The organism is Flavisolibacter ginsenosidimutans (assembly GCF_007970805.1).
GTDB lineage: Bacteria > Bacteroidota > Bacteroidia > Chitinophagales > Chitinophagaceae > Flavisolibacter > Flavisolibacter ginsenosidimutans.
In genome coordinates, this window is the sequence record NZ_CP042433.1 from 606425 (window position 1) to 627901 (window position 21477).

A 21477-nucleotide genomic window follows, 5' to 3' on the forward strand; every position below is an offset into this window, starting at 1 on the left:
GGTAAATTAGGGAAAGCCAATCTTCATGCGCAAAACATCCCTCCTTGTTTTGGGCTTTCAGCTTTTTTCCATAGCGCTGCAGGCACAAAACAAATACGCTGTTATTGTTGGCATCAACGATTATTACCAAAGCCCGGGTGTAATGCATCCAAGCAGCTTACACGGCTGCGTGAACGATGCAAGAGCAGTCGAAGAACTCTTACTGAATCGCTTTGGATTTAAGCAATCCAATATCTACACCTTGTTTGATTCGGCAAGCACAAGACCTGCTGTTCTCCATTTAATGCGCAGCGTATTGAGCAAGGCAACGAAGGGCGATGCTTTTGTGTTTTATTATTCCGGACACGGCGCCTGGATGAAGAACGAAATGGAACTTGATTCCTTAAAGCGGCAAATGAGCCAGGCGATGGTGATGAGCGACTTGTATGCGCCGGGCCTGGGTTGCTTGTTGACCGACGAAGACCTGAAAACGGTTTTCAACGAGTTCGTGGATAAAAAAATTATCACCACTGCTTTGCTCGACTGCTGCTACAGTGGTTTTTTGTTGGCTGCGCCGCCACCGCCCGCATACTGGTGGCCAACACCGCGGCAAGGGCAACAGAAATCCATGAGCCTTGGCGATATTTCTTACACCCCTGACCTTAAAGAACCGATTGGCTGTCCAGTGAATTCGCCTGAAGGGACACTTACCGATACAGACGGTGACGGCGTGCCCGATTGCCGCGACTGGGAAATAGCCTCCCTTCCCGGTGTGCCGGTGGATTCGTTAGGTGTGGCGAAAGAATTTATCGGTGCAGAAGAATACATCATGCAAACCAAAACGGATCCCCGCTTTGTGGGTTATACCGCCAATTCTTCGCTCGTTGGAACCGAAAGCCGGGCCTTTAATTTGAGAGATGCGCTCACGGTAAACTTTGCACCCAAGGCGGAACGTCCGGCCGACCGGAAAGGCAGCGCTTTTATTTCGCTTGCCGCGTCAAGCCAATACCAGAAAGCCGCGGAAATAACGGACGAAAACGGCATTCGTCACGGCGCTTTTACAAAAGCCCTGCTCAGCATCTACCAAAGCAATTCTTCGGCTTTACCGGTTTCGGATTTGATGGCAAAACTTACGTCCACCTTAAAAGAACAGCATTATGAACAGGAGCCAACTTTTCTTTTTGAGAAAAGCCGGCTAAAAGGAAATTTAATCGGCACGAACGGCAAAAGTTTTTCGAACACCGTTGCGTTAAAATGCACAGCGGTTGCAAACGGAAAACTAACGCTTGATAAAGGCCTTTACGCAGGCATTGCAAAAGGCAATGTTTTGAGAAGTGCGACCGGCAATAAAACCCTCACCGTTGACAGTGCAACCGCAACCGAATCCATCGCTACCGATAAGAGTGGCGCTGTTCAAAAAGGAACGATATTCCGCGTGGTTGACGGCTACACGTCTTCCGCGCCGCTGGCAAAAATCTACATACCTGAAGTGGCTTTTACACAAAAAACCTTTGCCGCTTTTTTTCAAAAAAGGATCAACCCCGTTGTGGCGCAAAGCACTTACGCAGATTATTACGAGCCTGCTTTTATGCGTCCGCAAACCGTGCACATTTACACAGGCGCAAACAAATACCTTGTGCAAAACAGCACAGACGTTTCTCCGGAAATGCGTTGGATTGATACCCTGGTTCTTCTTCCTTTGCCTTCCTTCGTTACGAAAGCATTGAAGAAAAAACTGGAAAAAAACCAGAACATAAAACTTGTGAAAACTGTGGCGGAAGCGGATTATGTTTTATTCCTGAACTATACAAAGAAGAGGAATGATAACCCTTCCGGTTTTGTTTTTTATTACCATCCGCCGCTTGCAGAAATGCCCTGGCCAATTTTCTCAAGCGAATATTTATTCAAACCGGCACTTCCCTCTGACGGAAAAGGAATTCGGGAACTTTCCGAAAAACTGTATGCCCTCGCGGTGAAAATGCTCCGCTACAGCACAGGAGATGTGTGGATGAACGAGCAGCCAAAGAAATCAACCGCTGTCATTCGTTGAGTTTTTAAAACTAAATTTTACCGGCCATCAATTTCCTGTGCCAGGTTAAAGCAATCTTTATGCACAAGGCTTTAAAACTAATCGTTGCTGTCTGCTGTCTTTGCCAAACATTCGTTCACGCACAAAACCAATACGCGGTTCTTGTTGGCATTAACGACTATTACCAGGCTCCCGGCGTAAAGCACGAGCACAGCCTGCACGGTTGTGTGAACGACGCCAATTCGATAAGAGAATTGTTGTTGAATCGTTTTGGCTTTAAACGCTCCAACATTGACAGCCTGTACGATTCCAGCGCCACCAAAGCAAATCTTTTAAAGGCCTTTCACCGGTCGCTTGCCAAATGCCGCGAGGGCGATGCCTTCGTGTTTTATTATTCGGGCCACGGCGCCTGGATGACAAATCCTTATCAAACCGACTCGGTGAAACGAAGAATGAGTCAGGGCATGGTGATGAGCAATCTATATGCGCCAAACTTGGAATGTCTTTTTACTGATGAAGACATCAAAACCGTTTTCAATCTTTTTGTTGACAAGAAAGTAAAAGTGACGGCCATTTTTGATTGTTGTTTCAGCGGTCTTTTGCCGGCCGGTTGGACCTCAGATTATTGGATGGCGTTTCCGCCACCACCGGAAGAAAAATCAATGAGTTTGGGGAACATCACCTACCGTACCGAAAAGAAAAAACCTGTCGGTTGCCGCGTAGACAGCTTAGGACGAACGCTTGATACATTGGATACTGACGGTGATGGCGTACCCGATTGCCGCGACTGGGAAATAGCCTCTTTACCAAACGTGCCGGTGGATTCGCTGGGAGTAATGATGCAAACAATCAGCGCTGAAGATTACATTAAGCGAACCAGCAACGATCCACGCTTTACAAAACTTTCATCCGATTCTTCGGGCTTTGCATTGGCCGTGAATAATGACCGTGCGTTTAATTTAAGCGATGCGCTTACGGTGACTTATCGCCCTCTTGCCAAACGTCCTTTTGAACGGGCGAACAGCGGTTTTCTTTCTTTGTCCGCCGCATCCGACATTGAACTGGCTGCGGAAATAACCGATGAAGCAGGATTGAGACACGGCGCTTTCACCAAGGCTTTACTCTCGCTTTACAAAAACAATTCTTCCGCTTTGCCCGTTGCCGATCTGCTTTCGAAAATCACAGACCTTATGCAGAAGCAAGGCTATGCGCAGCATCCCACGTATCATTACGAAAGAAGCCGGTTGACCGGGAACCTGGTCGGCGTTGAACAAACAAAACTTTCCAACACCGTTACCGCAAAATGCGTTTCGGTAAAAAACGGTATTGTCACGCTTGACAAAGGATTGTACGCCGGTATTGCAAAAGGAAATTTGTTGAAGAACACAAGCGTTGGCAATGTAACGCTGCAAGTGACGGATGCAACCGCCAACACGGCCACAGCTTTCGACAAGAACAGCCGCACCAGGGCAGGCGCGGTGTTTCAACTTGTCAGTCGCAATTCGGTATCGGCTCCGTTGGTAAAGCTTTACATACCTCAGGTTTCTTTATCACAGCCTGCTTTTAAAACCTTTCTGCATAAAATAATAATTCCGCTCAGCTTGCGAAAAGATTATGCCGATTATCATTATTCACACCTGTCAGCAGCCGGTGACGTTATTGTATTAACCGGCACAAAAACGTATAAGAAATATAGCAATCCAACCCAGGTGGATGACGCCAGTAAGCCCTACACCATTGTGCTGCTTCCATTGCCTTCCTATCTCACAAGGCCGTTGAAAAAAATGATTGCAAAAAACCAAAGCATTCAATTGGTAAACCGTGTTGACCAGGCGGATTATGTTTTGTTTTTGAATTACGTTAAAGAAAGAGAAGGACAGCCAGCGGGCTTTGTTTTTTATTATCATCCGCCGATCGAAGAACACAGTTGGGCTGTTTTTTCCCGGGATCACCTGGAAGTAAAACCGCCGGAAGTTTTTGCGAAATCATTGCAGGCGCTTACGCAAAAATTATATGAGTTGAGCACCGAAACTGTCCGTTACAAATCAACCAACTGGATCAACGAAAATTAATTGCTCGACAGTTCGTGCATAAAGAAAGCCTGCGTTATGTCACAGGCTTTTTCATCAATTGTGAGAGTTGCTTAATCCCGTTTTTGCAGAACATTCTTCTGAGACGCCCATTTCTTTTGCCAGGCAGGATAAGCGTTCAAAACTTTTTGCGGCGCATACGTGTACCAACCGTAACCATCCCTGCGTTCGCGGTCCACTTCGGCGAGTGAATAAACCACTTTGCTGTCGCGGTTGCAAAACAGTGGCCGGTGCGTTTTTAGTTCGTAGTACCGCGTCCAAATGGGCGGCGCCGTTTCATCTTCAACCACTATGCGATCGGCAGTGGAAACACGATAAGGCGTTTGCAGCGGCGGTGCCTGCACAACCTTCACTTTCGTGTGCAAAATTTTCGATGCATCAAACCAGGCCACCGCGTTTTGAACGGCGTTGATAATTTGTTTCCCGGGTTTGTCAATGCTCATCAAAAACAAAACAATCTCGCTGCTTTCGCCGTTGCAAATGCTTGGCGGTTCAAACTTGCGTGCCCACGTAGGTTGCAGCGTCACCTCGTCGTGTTGCTGGCACCAGGCCGTAAGTTTTCCGTCGTCATTGATCTGCGTTTTCAAAATGCAATCAATTCCTTTCACATAAGCCGCTTCAATTTTTTTGCGGTGCGCATCGTCCACAAACAAGTAGTCTTTCCTTTTGTCAACAATGTCTTTTAACACTTGCATGATGCCCATCATGGCGCCGTCGTTATAGGTAATGTGCCGGCTGTAATTTTCTTCCAAAGGATAATATTGCGGCCAGCCGCCGTTGGCGTATTGCGCCGATAATATAAAATCCAGCCCTTTCAAGGCCGCCTCGCCGTATTTGGCAACGCCGGTAGCGGTGTAAACCTGCGCCAGTGCGGCAATGTGAGTATAAGTGGTGCCGTTGTCGAAGGTTGTATTTAGAATTGATTTTGCTTTTATTAAACTGTCTTTTTGCTCCGGCGCAAGAATGGCAAAGATGTCGTAGTTCTTTGGCCAGCCGCCGTTGCCTTTCTGGTACAAGAGAATGTTATCGGCAACAGCGGTCAACTCGGTTGGTTTATAACGCGGCTGGTTCGGTTTTGGAAAGATGACGTTTGTTTTTTCTGCAATCCCGTACCAGTGTCGCGAAGCATCGCCGAAAGGTTCGGGATCAATTTGCACCGAAGCGGCGCTTTGTGTGTTTTGTGCAAACAGCGGTACATATACCGAAGCCGTTATCAAAAAGCAACCGGCAGCTTTTAAAAGCAAACTGCGACGGCGGAAAATTTTTACCATAAACAACAAAATTGCAAGAAGAATTTATAAGGCTTCAATATACGCCGCCATCTTCTGGCGGGTATCCTGATCTGGCAGGCTTCCTTCGCCAGCCTGCAGATTTTGCATCGCATGATTAACGTTTCCTGTTGCCGGAATGACGCAGGTAACGGCGGGATGCGAAAGAATAAACTTCAAAAAATAAGCGCCCCAGTTGTCAATGCCCAATTCTGCTGCCCACGGCGGCAAGGGTTTGTCTGCTACTTTTCGAAAAAGGCTTCCTTCGCCAAAGGGTCGGTTGATTAAAGTAGCAACGCCTCTTTCGGCGCACAAGGGAAGCAAAAACTTTTCGGCGTGCCGCGAAAGAACGGAATAATTGAACTGTACGAAATCAACCGACTCTTTTCTTATCACGTTCGCAAGGGCTTCGTGGCTGCCGTCCAGGTAATGCGTGATGCCGATGTAACGCAACTTGCCTTCGTCTTTCAACTTGCGCAAATAGGAGAGATGCGTTTGCCAGTCAAGCAGGTTGTGTATCTGAACAAGGTCCATCACTTCCCGCTTCATTAAACGATAGGAATTTTTGATTTGTTTTTTGCCCGCTTCAGCGCCTTGCGTCCAAACTTTTGTGGCGTAAAAAAAATCGTTTTGTTCGGGCATTGCAGCGGTGACGTTGCCCACAACCTCTTCGGCGCAGCCGTACATGGGAGAAGAATCAATCAGCCTTGCGCCGGCTTTGTGCATTGCTATTAAAACATCTTTCAAGGAAGCATAACGCGAAGCGTCAACGTCGAAAGTTTGCCAGGTGCCGAGGCCAATTACAGGAAGCGCTTCGCTTGAAGAAGGAATGTTGCGGGTGAGCATGGCCTAAAGTTAGGAACGGGATTTCGCCTGAAGTCATTGATGGCACAGCACATCAGCAGAACCTGAATGTTGCGGCAGCGAAGGACTTAGGTAAGGAATGCCAAGATTCAATCCACGCAACACCAGCAACACAGCCATGCAGGCAAGAAAGAAAGGAACCGCTTTGCGAAAATTCAACCGCATTTTCTGGTTGACAAATGAGCCAAAAAATGCAACAGTCAACATTGCCGGGAACGTACCTGCGCCAAAGGCAGCCATAAACAAACTGCCTTTGATAAGGCTACCGGTGAGAAATGAAGACGTAAGCGCAAGGTAGATCATGCCGCAGGGCAGAAGGCCGTTGAGCAAGCCAATGCCAAAGAGTGATTGATTGGTTGGCGTTGAAAGAAGTTTACCAAGTCCCTTGCGAAGCACCAGAAAGAAACTTTGAGCCGGAGGGGTTTTTCCAAATCTTTTTTTTGTGTCCGAAGGCAGCAACAGGTAAAGCAAAATGGCTGCTCCAAAAACAACGGAGACGGTGCTTTGCGCTTTCGGTGTAATGAGAAAGCCACCGGCCAAACCCAGCACAAGACCAAGCCATGAGTACGTAACAATGCGGCCAAGATTGTAAAGCAAAGCGCCGTGCAAACGGCCATTGGTGCTTCTTGCTCCCATTGGCAAAGAGAGCGCAATGGGGCCACACATGCCGATGCAGTGAAGACTGCCAACCGCGCCCATCGCAAAAGCGATCCCGATAATTTGCAAAACATTCATGAGGCCTTAAAAAAAGATTTTTTGTTCCTGAAAGAAACGCTTGCCCTCGCTTTGCCAGGAAAGTTTTACTTCGTAGGAGCCGGAAAGATCTTTGTCCAAATTCAATTCATAAAAAGCCTGCGCGGTTGAAAATTTTTTGCGAATGTCTTTTGATGCATCAGAAGGGCGGTATAAATAAATTTCGCCTTCAACGGTTTTGTTTGCAAACTCTTTTGGCAATTGAACGCTGACGGTGTTAACCGTGTGCTGAATCTTTGGCGCTTCGGAAAGTTGTGCCACATGACTCTTTTGGTCAATCACGTCCTGGTATTTTAATTCGGCTTCGTAATAGTTCTCGGTTACCAAATCAAAATTTTGATGACTGGCTTTATAGGCCAGGAACAGAATGCCCAAGGCAAACGTTGTGTACGCCATAAAAATTTTATATCCCCAACTAATGCGCATAAAAAGTTTTAAGTTCTAAGTTTTAGGTTTTAAGTTTTCTAACAGCGCAGTTATTCTTTCTCTGTTTCTATTGCATGCTGCCAACTGCTAACTGCCAGCTTTTCTCATTCTTCTGGTCCCATAAAAGTAGTCTCGGCGGTTTCGATGCGTTTATGACCCTGGTACACACCGATCCTGATTTTTGTTTTGCGGTGCTCGACGTTGGCCGCTTTTACTTTCACAAAAAACGGCGATTGGAAATATGACTCCGCAGGAACCTTTAGCGCATTGCCCACCACATCAATTTCGCCGTTTACATTCTCCAACTTCAGCGTAATCGGAATGTCTTTACGTGTTTTGTTGGTGAGTTTGATGCTGTATAAATTGGCGATGCGTCCGTCGGGCAGCGTTTGATAAATCTGTCCCGGTGTGCGCAGCACTTTTGCATCAACGTCTTTACGGCTCAAGAGCAAAAAGGCAAGAAAGCCAAGCAGTGCCACCAACACAAATGAATACGCCGCCACACGCCAGTTGAACTTGTTCTTGCGTGAATGTTCAATGTTCTCTTCCGAATCAATGCGAATAAGGCCGAGCGGCTTGTTAATCTTCGTCATGATGTCGTCGCAGGCATCAATGCAGGCCGTGCAGTTTATACATTCGAGCTGCGTGCCGTTCCGAATGTCAATGCCGGTTGGACAAACGCGAACGCAGGCGAAACAATCAATGCAATCACCAGAATTTGTATCCAGTGCTGCCTTCTTCAATTTCCCTCTTGGTTCGCCGCGCACATAATCATAAGCCACCACCATTGACTTCTTGTCGAGCAATACGCCTTGCAAGCGTCCGTACGGACAAACTACCAAACAAGCCTGCTCGCGAAACCAGTAATAAACAAAAAAGAAAACGGTGGAAAAACCCATGAGCGTTGCAAACGTTACGGGGTGTACAAACACGCCTTCGTGCACCATCTTCAAAACGTTGTCCATGCCAATGATGTAGGACAAAAAGAAATTAGCAACCAAAAAAGAGATAGCATAAAAGACCGCAATCTTGGTGAGGCGTTTGCGAATCTTGAACGCATTCAAAGGCATTGCTTTTAAACGCCTTTGTTCCTGTGCATCACCGTCAATCCAGTATTCAATTTTACGGAAAATCATTTCCATAAAAATGGTTTGCGGACAAACCCATCCGCAAAACACACGGCCGAATACCACGGTAAACACAACGATAAAAACAACGAAGGTGAGAAAGCCCACCGCGAAGATGAAAAAATCCTGCGGCCAAAATATCTGTCCGAAGAAGATGAATTTTCGCTCAACAACGTTGAAAAGAAAGAACGGCTCGCCGTCAATTTTTACAAAGGGCAAGGTGAAAAAGATGGCAAGAAAAACAAGCGTCACCAGGGTGCGCAGGTTGTACAATTTTCCTTTTGGCTTTTTGGGAAAAAGAAAATTTCTCTTGCCCTGTTTGGTGATGGTGCCAACGGAATCGCGAAAGCTTTGGTCGAGCTTTTCTTTTTTCTCTGCGGCAACACCCGTGTATGTATCGTTGTAGGTTTCCATTATTTTTTTGCTACGCTGGTTGAATCTTTCGCAGCGGTATTGGTGCTGGCCTTTTCTTCATAAGGATCGCCCTGCGGCGCTTTGGGGTTGGGCGGATTTGTGCCGGCAAGGCTCTTTACATAACTCGCCAGATCTTTTATTTGCGAAGGCGAATACGTCTTTTGCCAGGACTGCATTCCTTTTTCGGGCACGCCGTATTTGATGGTTTTAAAAACGTCGTTGATGGTTCCGCCGTGCAGCCAATAGTTGTCGGTAAGATTGGGTCCTACGCCGCCTTCGCCTTTCTGTCCGTGACAGGCAAAGCAATTGCTTTGAAAGATTTTTTTGCCTTCGGCAATGCCTGCTGCATCAGCCAGTGTAACGGTTTTTTCGTCCACCATGTCGCCGGCTTTCTTGCGGTACTCTTCAATTTGTTTGGTGGCAATCGCCATTTCGGTATTGTACTCTTGTTCTGGATCGGGACCGGTTTTCCAAACGTGGTAACGAAGGATATAAAACACAGCACAAACAATGCTGAAATAAAAGCCGTACTTCCACCACGGCGGCAGGGAGTTGTCCAGTTCCTGGATGCCGTCGTAGTCGTGATCGAGCAAGTGATCGGCTTCCTTTTCAAGCGGAATCGCCTTTGTAAAAAACTTTGCGTTAAGCCGTGCAAAGCGCTGCCCAACTGAAGCCGGTGCTTTGTCTTCTTTGCCCAACGCACTGAATTTGCTGAACACGTATATCAAACCGCCGAAAGCAAAAAGAAGAACGGTTGCCAGCGCCCAAGCCGTTCCGTTGTAATTGTTATCCACCAGCGGATGGCTGATTGTTTTTTCCTGTGCGTTGGCGGCAAAGCTTGCGCAGAGTATGAACGATGTAGAAAGAATAAATTTTGTTGTGCGAATATTTCTCATACAATCAGGCTTGTTTAACAGGGATAAACGAAGAATTGTTTTCAGGTTCCAAATCAAGCGGGAGGTGTTTCATCTGGTTCACGCGGCTTTTGTCCATTTTCTTCACGTAATAAATCACCGCGATGAAGAAGAGCACGAAGATGAACAGCGAGATGATGGGATAAACATCCACACCTTTGATGGAGTCTGCGTATTGTTTGATGTATTTGAGCATAAGAAGTTTGTTTGCTAGTTCACCTGTTCACTCGTTCGTATTGCTCAACTGGCTTTCGAACAGGTGAACAAGTGAACAGGTGAACTTTTTTATTTCGCTTGCGCTGTTTGTTTGTCTTTTCCAATGTCGGTTCCCAGTCGTTGCAGGTAAGCAATGATGGCGATGATCTCTTTGTCAGGCTTCACGCTGACGTTGTCTTTTTTCAGCGAGGCTGAAATTTCTGTGGCCTGTTTTACCAAATCATTGTTGGCAATTTTATCGTAGCCCGGCTCGTATGGCACGCCCAGCTTTTGCATAGCCCTGATTTTTGCCGGTGTCATTGACGTGTCCAGTTTGTTGTCAATGAGGAAAGAATAAGACGGCATTACCGAACCGGTTGAAATGGATTGCGGATCATCAAGATGGTTGAAATGCCATGTGTTTGATTTTTTGTTGTTGCCCGCGCCTTCACGTGCCAGATCGGGGCCGGTGCGTTTTGAACCCCACTGGAAAGGATGGTCGTACACAAATTCACCCGCTTTTGAATACTCGCCGTAGCGCTCCGTTTCGCTGCGGAAGGGACGGATCATCTGCGAGTGACAGAGATAACAACCTTCGCGTATGTAAATGTCTCGGCCGTGCAATTCCAGCGGTGTATATGGCTTCACGCTGGCGATGGTGGGAATGTTCGATTTCACCATAAAGGTTGGAATCATTTCCACCGCGCCGCCAATCAAAATCACAATCAGTGTTCCTACCAAAAGTTGAATCGGTCTTCTTTCAATCCATCGGTGCCAGTGCTCGCCTTTGTGTTTGACGTACGTTTTTTCCAATGCCGCCGCCTGTGCTTCTTCGTTTGCAACCAGCTTTGCCCTGGCCACGGTTTTAAACAGGTTGTACATCATAATGATGGCACCCGTTAGAAACAAGGCCCCGCCGAAACCACGCACCGCGTAGAAGGGGCGCATGAAAGTCACTGTTTCCAGGAAGGAGTATTTCAACTGGCCGCTTGGTGTAAATTCTTTCCACATGCTCGACTGCATGAAGCCGGCCCAATACATGGGAATGGCATAGAAAAGAATACCGAGTGTAGCAATCCAGAAGTGAACGCTTGCCAGCTTTTTTGAATAAAGCTGTGTGCGGAAGATTTTTGGGATGAGCCAGTAAAGCACGCCGAAGGTCAACATGCCGTTCCAGCCTAAGCCGCCAACGTGCACGTGCGCAATGGTCCAGTCGGTAAAGTGCGAAATGGCGTTGATGCTTTTCAGCGAAAGCATCGGGCCTTCAAAGGTTGCCATGCCGTAAGCGGTAACGGCCACCACCATAAACTTCAGCACCACGTCTTCCCGCACTTTGTCCCAGGCGCCGCGAAGCGTAAGCAGGCCGTTGATCATGCCGCCCCAGCTTGGAAACAAAAGCGTAAACGAGAACACAATGCCGAGCGATTGCGCCCAGTTGGGCAAGGCTGAATACAACAAGTGGTGCGGACCGGCCCAGATGTAGATAAAGATTAACGCCCAGAAGTGAATAATGGAAAGCTTGTACGAATAAACGGGCCGGTTTGCTGCTTTGGGCAGGAAATAATACATCAAACCCAAATAAGGTGTTGTCAGGAAAAACGCCACCGCATTGTGACCGTACCACCATTGCACCAGCGCATCCTGCACGCCGGCGTAAACGGGATAGCTTTTCATAAAGCTAACAGGGAGTTCGATAGAGTTTACAATGTGAAGAACGGCGACTGTTACGAACGTGGCGATATAAAACCACACGGCAACATAAAGGTGGCGTTCTCTTCTCTTTAAAATGGTGGCAAACATGTTCCAGCCGAATACGACCCAGACAACCGTAATGGCAATGTCAATGGGCCATTCCAGTTCGGCATATTCTTTACCGGTAGTGAAGCCAAGAGGCAAGGTAATCGCCGCCGCAACGATGATGGCCTGCCAGCCCCAGAAGTGAATTTTACTCAACTTGTCGCTGTACATTCTTGTTTTCAACAGGCGTTGCAGCGAGTAGTAATAGCCCATGAAAATGCCGTTGCCCACAAAGGCAAAAATCACCGCGTTGGTATGAAGCGGGCGAAGACGGCCGAAGTTGAGCCAGGGGCCTGCGTTTAACACCGTGGGAAAAACGAGTTCAAGGGCTATCCACAAGCCGGCCAACATGCCCACAACGCCCCAGATGATGGTAGCGTAGGCAAAGTTTCGCACAACGGCGTTGTCGTAATAAAACGTCTCCAGCCTGCCGGCTTTTGTTTTGGTTGCGCCAACCTGTGGTTGCAGCGTTGTTTGTTCAAACATGTGGTCTTATTTTGAAAGTTTGTTTTCAGAAACAGTATCGTCGAAAAGCATCCGTACAGAAGGAGTATAGTCGTCATCATATTGGCCTTTTCTCACCGACCAAATAAAAGCAGCGAGAAAACTTCCGGCTACAATGACGCTGATGATTACAAGGACAATAACAACGCTCATGGTAATTTTTCAGCGTCAAAAGTATTTTTCAGCCGATGCGACGGGGATGAGGGGCATCAAAAGAAAACATGAGAAAAATCAGTAAAGATGTTGGGAATGTTTTCGCACGGCGCGAAGGAGAAAAAATAGTTGCGCACAGCACGTCAACCAGAAACCATCAACGACAAACCACAAACTGCATCTTTTACAGTTTATAGTCCCCTGCGCTTTGCGGCGATTGTTGTTGCAATTGTTACAAATGTGACGATGGTAATGGAACTGACGGGCATCAGAATGGCCGCTACCAGTGGCGAAAGTTTGGCCTGCACCGCAAAACCCAATCCCACAAAATTGTAAAGAATGGAAATAACCCAACTGGCCAGAACAACAGTTTTACCTGCCTTTGCGTAGCCCAGGAAAGCGTTCAGCTTGTCGAGTTTTTTGCTGTCAAGAATAGCGTCTGAGGCCGGAGTGAACTGGCTGGTGTTTTCGCTAATGGCAATCCCTACGTTGCTTTGTTTTAAGGCGCCGGCATCGTTCAAGCCATCGCCAAGCATCAGGACTTTGTTCGCTGCTGTTTGCTTTAGGCCTTTGATGTAATCCAGTTTATCCTGCGGCGATTGATTGAAAAGCATCGGCGTTGTTCTGCCAAAGAAGGATTGCAGTCTGCCCTTCTCCGCGTCGTTGTCGCCGGAAAGCAAGTGAAGACCGTAGCCTTTTTCTTCCAAAGCCTTCACCAGCCCGTTTACGCCTTCACGGTAAAGATTTTGAATGCTGAAACAGCCTTTTACATCGCCCTCAATGGCTACCCAAACTTCGGCTGTGGTCCCGCTTCGATCCTTTGCGCCCGTGATAAAACTGCGGGAGCCAAGCTTGATGCGATAACCGTTCACCAAGCCTTCGGCACCTTTACCCGGTGTTTCGGTGAACAAAGAAACGGGATGGGCTACCGGTTTGTCGTTCTTCAGCAAGTGATCTTTTATCAACCGGCTTAAGGGGTGCGCCGATTCCTTTGCAAGCGAATACACAAACTCCTTTTGTTCCTGCGTTAACGACCCTGCAAATTCAATTTGCGCGGTGGATGCATAGGTAAGTGTTCCTGTTTTATCAAACACGATTTTGTTGACGCGGGCAAGCGATTCAATGACCGTTGCGTTCTTTAGATAGAGGCCGTTCTTTCCATAATAACGCAGCATGTTGCCAAACGTAAACGTGGCGGAAAGCAGGAGCGAACAGGGACAAGCAACTATCAGCGCCGCCGATACAGCAGGCAAAACGTTTGCGGGATTAACAACGCTCCAATAAACGCCGGCCAGTGCGGCCACGGTAAAAAGCACCGCGGTAAAATAACGGCTCCAGGGATGAACAAAAGATTTTTCACCGTTCTTGCTGTCGGCAAAAAAATCATTGTTGTTCCAAAGCTGCGTGATGTAACTCTGGTTGACAGGTTTGATGACTAATAGTTCAATGCTGCCTCCCAATTGTTTGGCGCCGGCATAAATCAATTCGCCCTTGTTCTTTGCCAGCGGCGTGTTTTCGCCCGAAACAAAGCTGTAATCAATGCTTGCTTCACCGTTCAGTAAAACAGAATCGGCGGGCACCATTTCGCCGTGACGAACAAGAATGCGGTCGTTCTTTTCCAGGCTGCCGATGGTGGCCGGAACTTCTTTCCCGTCGTTTAGTTTGGTGATGCCGAGCGGGAAATAGGATTTGTAATCGCGGTCGAAGGAAAACGAATCGTAGGTTTTGTTTTGAAACCAGCGGCCTGCGAGCATGAAAAGCACAATGCCGCTCATGCTGTCGAAATAACCCGCGCCGGTACCGCTCAGAACTTCGTAAACGCTTCGCGAAAAGGTGATTAAAATCGAAAGCGCAATGGGTGCGTCAATGTTGAGCCATTTTTGTTGCAGGCCTTTCCACGCCGAAACGAAAAAATCAGAAGCGCTGTAAAAGAAAACGGGTAGCGCCAGCACAAGATTCAGGTAAACGAACAAATGCTTCAACGTGCCTTCGGCTATGTCGCCCGATGAGAAATATTCGGGAAAAGAAAGCATCATGATGTTACTGAAACAAAAGCCCGCAACGCCGATTTTGTAAAACTGTTTGCGGTTGATTTTCTTCTCTTTCTTTGCCTCCGAATCGTTTAAACTGATGTAAGGCTCATAGCCAATAAAAGCCAAAAGCTCTACCACTTTTCGCAGTGATGTTTCATTGTGATTAAACGCGATGAATACTTCTTTTCGCCCAAAGTTTGTTTTGGAAAAAAGAATACCCTGCTGAATGGCGTGCAGGTTTTCCAACAGCCAAATGCAGGAGGCGCAGTGCATTTGCGGCAGGTAAAAACCGACCTGGCTTTGTTTTTCGTCTTTAAACGTGATGAGCTTTTGTTTTGCTTCTTCGGTGTCGAGAAAGGAGAACTTGTCGGAGCTAAACTTGCCTTTTACTTTGATGCCCGGGGTGTTGCTTAAATCGTAATAATTGCAAAGGCCGTTTTCTTTGAGAAGGCTGTAAACGAACTTGCAACCGTCGCAACAAAATACGTGTTCATCGCCGGCGATGTAAGCATCGCAAACTTCGCCGCAATGATAGCAATGCGCCGGCCTTATAACCGGCTTTTCTTTTTTTCTTACGGGAGCGTCAACCGCAGGCATAGTGCGGGCAAAAGTTCAACAACCGCTTTTCACATGCGATGAGTTGCGTCAAAAGAAAAGATGAGAGAAGTCATCTGAACCTTGATTTGGGAGATTAAAAGATTTATTGGAAAGAAAAGAGTCGTTCATTGCTGAACGACTCTTGCTTTATCGGAGTATTTTATTTCTTGTTAATCCTTAAAAATCCATCCAAATCATTGTTCAGACATCGGCAGTCCACGCATCTCTCTCATCCGGACTGAACTTCCACGGCGCAAAATTGTTTTCAACATTACTGTACATGCCGTTCCATTCCGCGGGTTGGTTGCTTTCTTCCAACGCCAGGTAACGCTTCAGTTGATTGATAATGTTTAACGGATCAATGAGCACGGGACAAGCCTGTACGCAAGCCTGACAGGATGTACAAGCCCACAATTCTTCGGTGGTAATGTAATCGTGCAGGAGCGATTTGCCATCCTCCTGAACACTGCCGTTTTTCTCGCGGTTGGCCCCGATTTCCTCCATACGGTCGCGGGTATCCATCATGATCTTGCGCGGCGAAAGTTTCTTGCCGGTTTGATTGGCGGGACATTGTTGTGTGCAACGTCCGCATTCGGTGCAAGTGTAAGCGTCAAGCAAATTCTTCCAGCTTAAATCGCTTACATCTTTTGCGCCAAATCGTTTGTGTTCTTCCTGCGCTGCGTCGGCAGGAATGGTTTCCGGTTGCATGGCGTACAAAACTTCGCGTTGGATTTCGGGCATGTTTACCATCTGCGCCTGTGGCTTCAGCCTTGCGTAATAGGTGTTTGGAAAAGCTAGAATGATGTGCAAGTGTTTTGAATAAGGCAGGTAATTTAAAAAAACAAAGATGCCGATGATGTGCAACCACCAGGCGCCGCGTTCAATGCCTACCAGTGTTTCAGTGCTTAGGTTTTGAAACAGCGGAGCAACATTTGACGAAATCCAGAACGGTCCAACGTTGTGATAATGTCCGTATTCACGCAGTTGCAAAGCTCTGTCGGCGGAATTCATTAAAAGAAAAAGTGTCATCAGCACAATCTCAAACGTGAGGATGATGTTCGCGTCTTTTCGCGGCCAGCCGCCGCCCAATTCGCCTTTGTTTAAACGCGGCACTTTCACCAAATTTCTGCGCAGCAAGAAAATGACACAGGCCGCCAGCACCAAAAAAGCCAACACTTCAAAAAAATCAATCACAAAGGTGTAAACATTATGCAACGAAGGCGCAAAGAGCCGGTGCGTACCAAAAAGTCCGTCGAGAATGATCTCTAAAATTTCAACGTTGATGATGATGAAACCCGCGTAAACGGCCAGGTGCAACAAGGCCACAAGCGGTTTGTCGAACATGCGCTTCTGCCCAAAAGCCATCAGCAAAACGTTGCGCCAGCGTTCGGGCGATGGCGTAACGTTTTCGTCTCTTCCAAGCGCTATATTTTTCCGGATGAAGAAAACTTTTTTTGTAAAAATCCAGACCGCCGCAATGACCAAAAGGAGAAATAAAATTTGTTGCACGATTTGCATAATGCTAATTTAAGCGCCGTAAAAATAGGCGAAATGAATTCAGGACAAACGCGAACGATGATTTTGGACGAAGACGGTGTAAAGCGAAAAATAAAGCGCATGGCATTGGAAATTGCCGAGCAAAATGCCGGCGAAAAAGAGATTGTGCTTGCGGGCATTGTGGGCAACGGAGAAACGGTAGCAAGATGCGTTGCGGCCGAATTAAAAAACCTCGCATCAATTGCAACAACCCTCATCACGGTGCAATTGAACAAACGCAATTTGGCTGAAGTAGATATTGAACCAAACCTTGCTCTTGCTAATAAAATCATCATCATCGCCGATGACGTAGCCAACACCGGCAAAACCATGCTTTATGCCTTGAAGCCTTTTTTGAATTCATCGCCCAAAAAAATTCAAACGCTTGTGCTGGTAGAACGAAGCCACAAATTGTTTCCCGTTCACACCGATTATACCGGCCTTTCCATTGCCACAACTTTGCAGGAACACATTACTGTGGAGAGGGAAGATGAGAAGATAACAGGAGCTTGGTTGTATTGAGAGGAGGTAGGAGAGAGGATGTAGAATATTAAAACGCAATTGCTTTCAACTTGATACGACCGTTTGAAAACTCCAGCGCCGGTGCGGGAAACTTCAGCACATTTAACGCGGAAAAAACTGATTTTAGCATCTTGCTTTTGGTGTGAATCTTTGTGAAGTCAAAGTCCGGCGCCAAGTAAAACTGACGATATCGTTTAATGTCTCTTCTGTCAAAGGTCACTTGCCCGTTTGTTTTGCTTTGCGCAAAATTTTCATAACCCCCAAACATTCCGTCGGCGCCATAACCCACTGAAATATTCAACCAATCCGGCAGACTTGTTTGTGGAAAAAATGATTTGATGTTGGCGCTCAGCCAATAGGTTTGTGCGTTATAATCTTTCAGCAAGCGGCTTTGAAAAGAACGACCAAACAAATCATCGGCACGCTTTTCCAAATCTGCTTCGGCGTAAGTTTTAGGCGCAGAAGAAAACTTTAATGCAATTCGTTGTTCTTCCCAGCCCAATTCCTGCGAAGCGTAAAGTGCTGCGCCAAGAACGTCAGCGCCGGCATCGCCCCAACTCCAGCCCCATTCGGCGGAATGTCCGTCTAAGTATTCGATGGAAAGCATATAAAGCAAACTGCTGCCGGTTCCGTAAAGCAAGGCTTTGTTATTTTCCACGCCAGTCCATCGCCACATATTTGTAGTGAAGCGGCTGGTTTGATAAGCCGTCCATGCATGACCTGCTTTGTCTATTTGCAGCCATTCGCCTACATCATTAAATGTGTGAAAAGAACTGCGTGGATAATTCTTGTACCAGGCCGTGCTCAAAAACAAAAAAGAACCGCCGTAACCGCCAAGCGTAGCGCCGCCAACGAGCCATTTGCGTGCTGTAAAATTGGGACGTGAATCAACAACCCGGTGCGAAACGGAATCTTGTCCATGGGCTGCAATTGTGGCGGAAATTAAAAAGAGGAAAATCCATTTCTTCACCGTTCAAATATACGGACGCTTATCTTCGTATGAATTGGAAGGCAAAGTCGAAAGCGAATTCAAAAGCCTCTTCATAGCCGAAGCTTTTTTTACTTTTTACTTTTACCTTTTGACTTCTTTAAACCAAATTCAAATCGCTTTATATGGACGCACAAATCGAACAAAAAGTCAATAGTTGGTTAACCGGCGCTTACGACGAAGAAACCAAAACCGCCATCAAGGAACAACAAAAGAATTCACCTGATGAACTGGCCGATGCCTTTTACCGCAACCTTGAATTCGGCACGGGTGGATTGCGCGGCATTATGGGCGTGGGTACCAACCGCATGAACAAATACACCGTGGGCATGGCCACGCAAGGTTATACCAACTACCTGAAAAAATCGTTTCCTAACCAGGAAATAAAAGTGGCCGTGGCACACGACAGCCGTAACAACAGCCGCTTCTTTGCCGAAACCGTAGCGCACGTTTTTGCAGCCAACGGTCTTAAAGTTTTTTTGTTTGAAGACTTGCGTCCAACACCCGAATTGTCCTTCACCATCCGGCAATTGGGTTGCAAAGGCGGCGTGGTGTGCACAGCTTCGCACAACCCGAAAGAGTACAATGGTTACAAAGCTTATTGGATTGATGGCGGCCAGCTTGTTCCGCCGCACGACAAGGCCGTGATTGGGGAAGTGGAAAAAATTGCCGACGTGAACGACGTGAAGTGGAGCGGCGGCGATGAAAACATTACCATCATCGGCAAGGAAATGGACGAGCAATACATCAAGATGGTAAAAGGGTTGAGCGTTTATCCCGAAATCATCCAGCAGCAAAAAGATTTGAAAATTGTTTATACACCCATTCACGGAACGGGAATAAAACTGGTGCCGCAGGTACTGAAGGAATTTGGGTTTGAAAACATTACGATTGTGCAGGAACAAGCAACACCCGACGGAGATTTTCCGACCGTTGTTTATCCAAACCCGGAAGAGAAAGAAGCAATGTCTATTGGCTTGAAGAAGGCAGAAGAAATAGACGCGGACATCCTTTGCGCCACCGATCCTGATGCGGACCGTGTGGGCATTGGCGTGAAAAATACAAAGGGCGAATGGGTGTTGATGAACGGAAACCAAACCGCTGTTCTTGCTTTTAATTACATGATTGAAAGCCGCAAAGAAAAAGGATTGCAAAAGCCCAACGACATGGTGGTAAAAACCATCGTGACCACCAACATGATTGACGTGATTGCAAAAGAAGCCGGTGTAAAATGCTACAATGTTTTGACGGGCTTTAAATGGATTGCCGAATTGATTCGTGAAAAGGAAGGGACAGAAAATTACATCGTTGGCGGTGAGGAAAGCTACGGCCTGATGATTGGCGATAGAGTGCGTGACAAAGACGCCGTTTCAGCGGTTGCGCTTCTTTGCGAAATGGCAGCTTACGAAAAAGCAAAAGGTCGCAACCTTTATCAAAAGATGTTGGACTTGTATGCGCAGTACGGCTATTACCAGGAAGATTTGATTTCCATTACAAAAAAAGGCCGCAACGGCCAGCAGGAGATTGCCGACATGATGGAAAGTTTCCGCAGCAATCCGCCGAAAGAACTCGGCGGCAGTAAAGTAGTTGAACTGCTGGATTACGACAAGCAGGTAAAAACCGATTTGACAACCGGAAAAACCGAAACCATCACTCTGCCTAAATCAAACGTGTTGCAATTTGTAACCGAAGACGGCAGCAAGATCAGCGCAAGGCCATCGGGCACCGAGCCGAAGATTAAATTTTATTTCAGCGTGAAAACCGATTTGCCTTCGGTTGAGCAGTTTGATGAAACGCAGCAAAAAGCAAAAGACAAAATCAAGCAGATTATTGGAGACATGAAGTTGGTCTAATCCGGCAACAAAAGTAAATTTGAAAAAAGGATTTTATGAACACCGTGGAGCAAATGCGTGAAGAAGTGAAAAATTACATTGATGCCGCAGACGAGAAAATTGTGAAAATGGTACATGCCATTTTAGAAGTAGATGCAGCGGACGATCAGGAGTGGTGGGAAGCTATGCCGGATGAAGTGAAGGACGATGTAGAAGAAGCCATCCGGCAATCAGATAATGACGAGGTAATGTCCTTTGCGGAGGTAAAACAAAAATATCCGCAATGGTTTTCGAAATAAAGTGGACGGAGCGAAGCGTCATTTCTTACGGCAAAAACATTGAATACCTGCGCACAAGATGGTCGGAAAAAGTCGTTGAAAAATTTGAGAACGGGGTAAAAAGGCGTCTGCAGGCTTTGGAAAGTCATCCTTATTTAGGAAGGCCGCGAAGTCAAAACAGCATCCACATTCGGCGAACGATAATAAATAAACGCATCCTTTTAATTTATCAGGTAAAGCCCAATAAAAGACGCATTGACTTGTTGGTTTTTTGGAATACTTACCTGAATCCCAAGAAGCTGAAATTGAAGTAAAAGATTAGAAATCTTTTACTTCAATTCAAACTGTTCAGGAAGAACAGTGTTTCATCCCGACAATCCTTTCAAAATCCCGGCCATCAGTGGTTAATAAAAAAAGTGCTCTTTGGGAGCACTTTCTCGTTAGGCGGATGGACTTAATATGTTGAGCAGGTTGTTTTGATTTGTTGACACAAAGAAAGGCAGCTTTGTTTAAAACAACTCCGGTTAATCGGCGAACGGTTTTCTTTTGGCGGTGGTTTTTTGCTTCATCCGGCTCAATCAAAATTTCGGAACAAGTTTCGGCACTTTCTTTTGATACGTTCTGTATTGCTCACCAAACTGAAGCAGGAGCTTTCTTTCTTCCAGTTCTAAACCTATCAGCGTATATACAGTAATGACGACGTCTGTTAGCAATAAGCTCGCCGTTGGAAATAAAATCAACAGACCCCAAATAAATAGAAATGTTCCCAGGTAAAGCGGATGTCTTACAAAGCGGTGCACGCCTTTGACTTCAAGAATAGAACGGGTTTCTTCTTCCACCAAGCTTCGCAGGCCGCTAAGATTGAGAAAATATTTTTTTATGCAGATGAACATTAGCAGCAATCCCGGAATGCAAAAAGCTGCACCAGCAATGTCACTAATCCATGAAGACTTAAAGAGTCGCGGTGAGCGGATAGAGAATTGAAACCAGAGGATCAGCGCCAGTCCCGCAAACGCGAAAACCGTATAAGCAAGGCGGTAATGTCTGAACCCGTCCCCAAGAATTTTTTTGAAAAAATTTTTCACCTGAAGACTTGCGAAAACACTGTGTAAAACGCAGTAAACAATCCATGACAAACCCAGTAAAACATGGTTCAGAAGCATGGTTAAAAATACACT

General features: G+C 46.6%; 19 protein-coding genes. 6 read left to right on the forward strand and 13 right to left on the reverse strand.

All coding sequences use genetic code 11. The features are described from left to right. Positions 1-25: 25 nt before the first annotated feature. Positions 26-2029, forward strand: a complete 2004-nt coding sequence (locus FSB75_RS02395; protein WP_146782195.1) for a caspase family protein — start codon at positions 26-28, stop codon at positions 2027-2029. A 59-nt stretch (positions 2030-2088) separates the two neighbouring features. Continuing rightward, positions 2089-4080: a caspase family protein gene (locus FSB75_RS02400; RefSeq protein ID WP_146782198.1), complete on the forward strand. Its 1992-nt coding sequence runs from the start codon at positions 2089-2091 to the stop codon at positions 4078-4080. 71 nt (positions 4081-4151) lie between these two features. Here FSB75_RS02400 and pelA read toward each other — a convergent pair whose 3' ends face one another. The 11 genes from pelA to FSB75_RS02455 all read right to left on the reverse strand — a co-directional run bounded on the left by pelA (position 4152) and on the right by FSB75_RS02455 (position 16661). Continuing rightward, positions 4152-5369, reverse strand: coding sequence for a pectate lyase (gene pelA / locus FSB75_RS02405; RefSeq protein WP_146782203.1), 1218 nt, complete (start codon positions 5367-5369; stop codon positions 4152-4154). A 24-nt stretch (positions 5370-5393) separates the two neighbouring features. After that, on the reverse strand, positions 5394-6212 hold the full coding sequence (locus FSB75_RS02410; protein WP_146782206.1) for an aldo/keto reductase: 819 nt from the start codon (positions 6210-6212) through the stop codon (positions 5394-5396). A gap of 33 nt (positions 6213-6245) precedes the next feature. Continuing rightward, positions 6246-6965, reverse strand: a complete 720-nt coding sequence (locus tag FSB75_RS02415) for a sulfite exporter TauE/SafE family protein (protein ID WP_146782209.1) — start codon at positions 6963-6965, stop codon at positions 6246-6248. Between the two features lie 6 nt (positions 6966-6971). Next, positions 6972-7409, reverse strand: a complete 438-nt coding sequence (locus FSB75_RS02420; protein ID WP_146782212.1) for a FixH family protein — start codon at positions 7407-7409, stop codon at positions 6972-6974. Between the two features lie 104 nt (positions 7410-7513). Continuing rightward, complete coding sequence (gene ccoG / locus FSB75_RS02425) at positions 7514-8950, reverse strand: cytochrome c oxidase accessory protein CcoG (protein ID WP_146782215.1); 1437 nt, start codon at positions 8948-8950, stop codon at positions 7514-7516. Beyond that, positions 8950-9846 carry a cbb3-type cytochrome c oxidase N-terminal domain-containing protein gene (locus FSB75_RS02430; protein ID WP_146782219.1) on the reverse strand — a complete coding sequence of 299 codons (897 nt, stop codon included), beginning with the start codon at positions 9844-9846 and terminating at the stop codon, positions 8950-8952. Before FSB75_RS02430 ends, ccoG begins: the two co-directional genes overlap by 1 nt. A 4-nt stretch (positions 9847-9850) precedes the next feature. Beyond that, a complete protein-coding gene (locus tag FSB75_RS02435; protein WP_146782222.1) occupies positions 9851-10060 on the reverse strand; it encodes a hypothetical protein in 210 nt (69 codons plus the stop codon). Positions 10061-10149: 89 nt separating this feature from the next. Beyond that, positions 10150-12342, reverse strand: coding sequence for a cytochrome-c oxidase, cbb3-type subunit I (gene ccoN / locus FSB75_RS02440; RefSeq protein ID WP_146782225.1), 2193 nt, complete (start codon positions 12340-12342; stop codon positions 10150-10152). A gap of 6 nt (positions 12343-12348) precedes the next feature. Continuing rightward, a complete protein-coding gene (ccoS, locus tag FSB75_RS02445) occupies positions 12349-12513 on the reverse strand; it encodes a cbb3-type cytochrome oxidase assembly protein CcoS (protein ID WP_146782228.1) in 165 nt (54 codons plus the stop codon). Between the two features lie 191 nt (positions 12514-12704). Further along, entirely contained in the window at positions 12705-15143 is a 2439-nt protein-coding gene (locus FSB75_RS02450; RefSeq protein WP_146782231.1) for a heavy metal translocating P-type ATPase, read from the reverse strand. A gap of 201 nt (positions 15144-15344) precedes the next feature. Then, positions 15345-16661 carry a (Fe-S)-binding protein gene (locus FSB75_RS02455; RefSeq protein WP_146782234.1) on the reverse strand — a complete coding sequence of 439 codons (1317 nt, stop codon included), beginning with the start codon at positions 16659-16661 and terminating at the stop codon, positions 15345-15347. Between the two features lie 33 nt (positions 16662-16694). On the opposite strand from FSB75_RS02455, the gene FSB75_RS02460 reads away from it, so the two are divergent. Beyond that, the gene (locus FSB75_RS02460) at positions 16695-17201 is read left to right on the forward strand and encodes a phosphoribosyltransferase family protein (protein ID WP_146782237.1); all 507 of its coding nucleotides are present in this window, start codon (positions 16695-16697) and stop codon (positions 17199-17201) included. A gap of 28 nt (positions 17202-17229) precedes the next feature. Here FSB75_RS02460 and FSB75_RS02465 read toward each other — a convergent pair whose 3' ends face one another. Then, entirely contained in the window at positions 17230-18171 is a 942-nt protein-coding gene (locus FSB75_RS02465) for a DUF2279 domain-containing protein (RefSeq protein WP_146782240.1), read from the reverse strand. A gap of 143 nt (positions 18172-18314) precedes the next feature. Here FSB75_RS02465 and FSB75_RS02470 point away from each other — a divergent pair, with 143 nt between their 5' ends. From FSB75_RS02470 to FSB75_RS02480, 3 genes are read left to right on the forward strand one after another with little or no spacing between them, the layout of a single operon-like run. Beyond that, a complete protein-coding gene (locus FSB75_RS02470) occupies positions 18315-20042 on the forward strand; it encodes a phospho-sugar mutase (RefSeq protein ID WP_146782243.1) in 1728 nt (575 codons plus the stop codon). 35 nt (positions 20043-20077) lie between these two features. Further along, the gene (locus tag FSB75_RS02475; protein WP_146782246.1) at positions 20078-20320 is read left to right on the forward strand and encodes a hypothetical protein; all 243 of its coding nucleotides are present in this window, start codon (positions 20078-20080) and stop codon (positions 20318-20320) included. Continuing rightward, positions 20305-20613, forward strand: a complete 309-nt coding sequence (locus tag FSB75_RS02480) for a type II toxin-antitoxin system RelE/ParE family toxin (RefSeq protein ID WP_146782248.1) — start codon at positions 20305-20307, stop codon at positions 20611-20613. Before FSB75_RS02475 ends, FSB75_RS02480 begins: the two co-directional genes overlap by 16 nt. Before the next feature lie 264 nt (positions 20614-20877). Here FSB75_RS02480 and FSB75_RS02485 read toward each other — a convergent pair whose 3' ends face one another. Further along, a complete protein-coding gene (locus FSB75_RS02485; protein ID WP_146782251.1) occupies positions 20878-21462 on the reverse strand; it encodes a methyltransferase family protein in 585 nt (194 codons plus the stop codon). Positions 21463-21477: the final 15 nt, after the last annotated feature.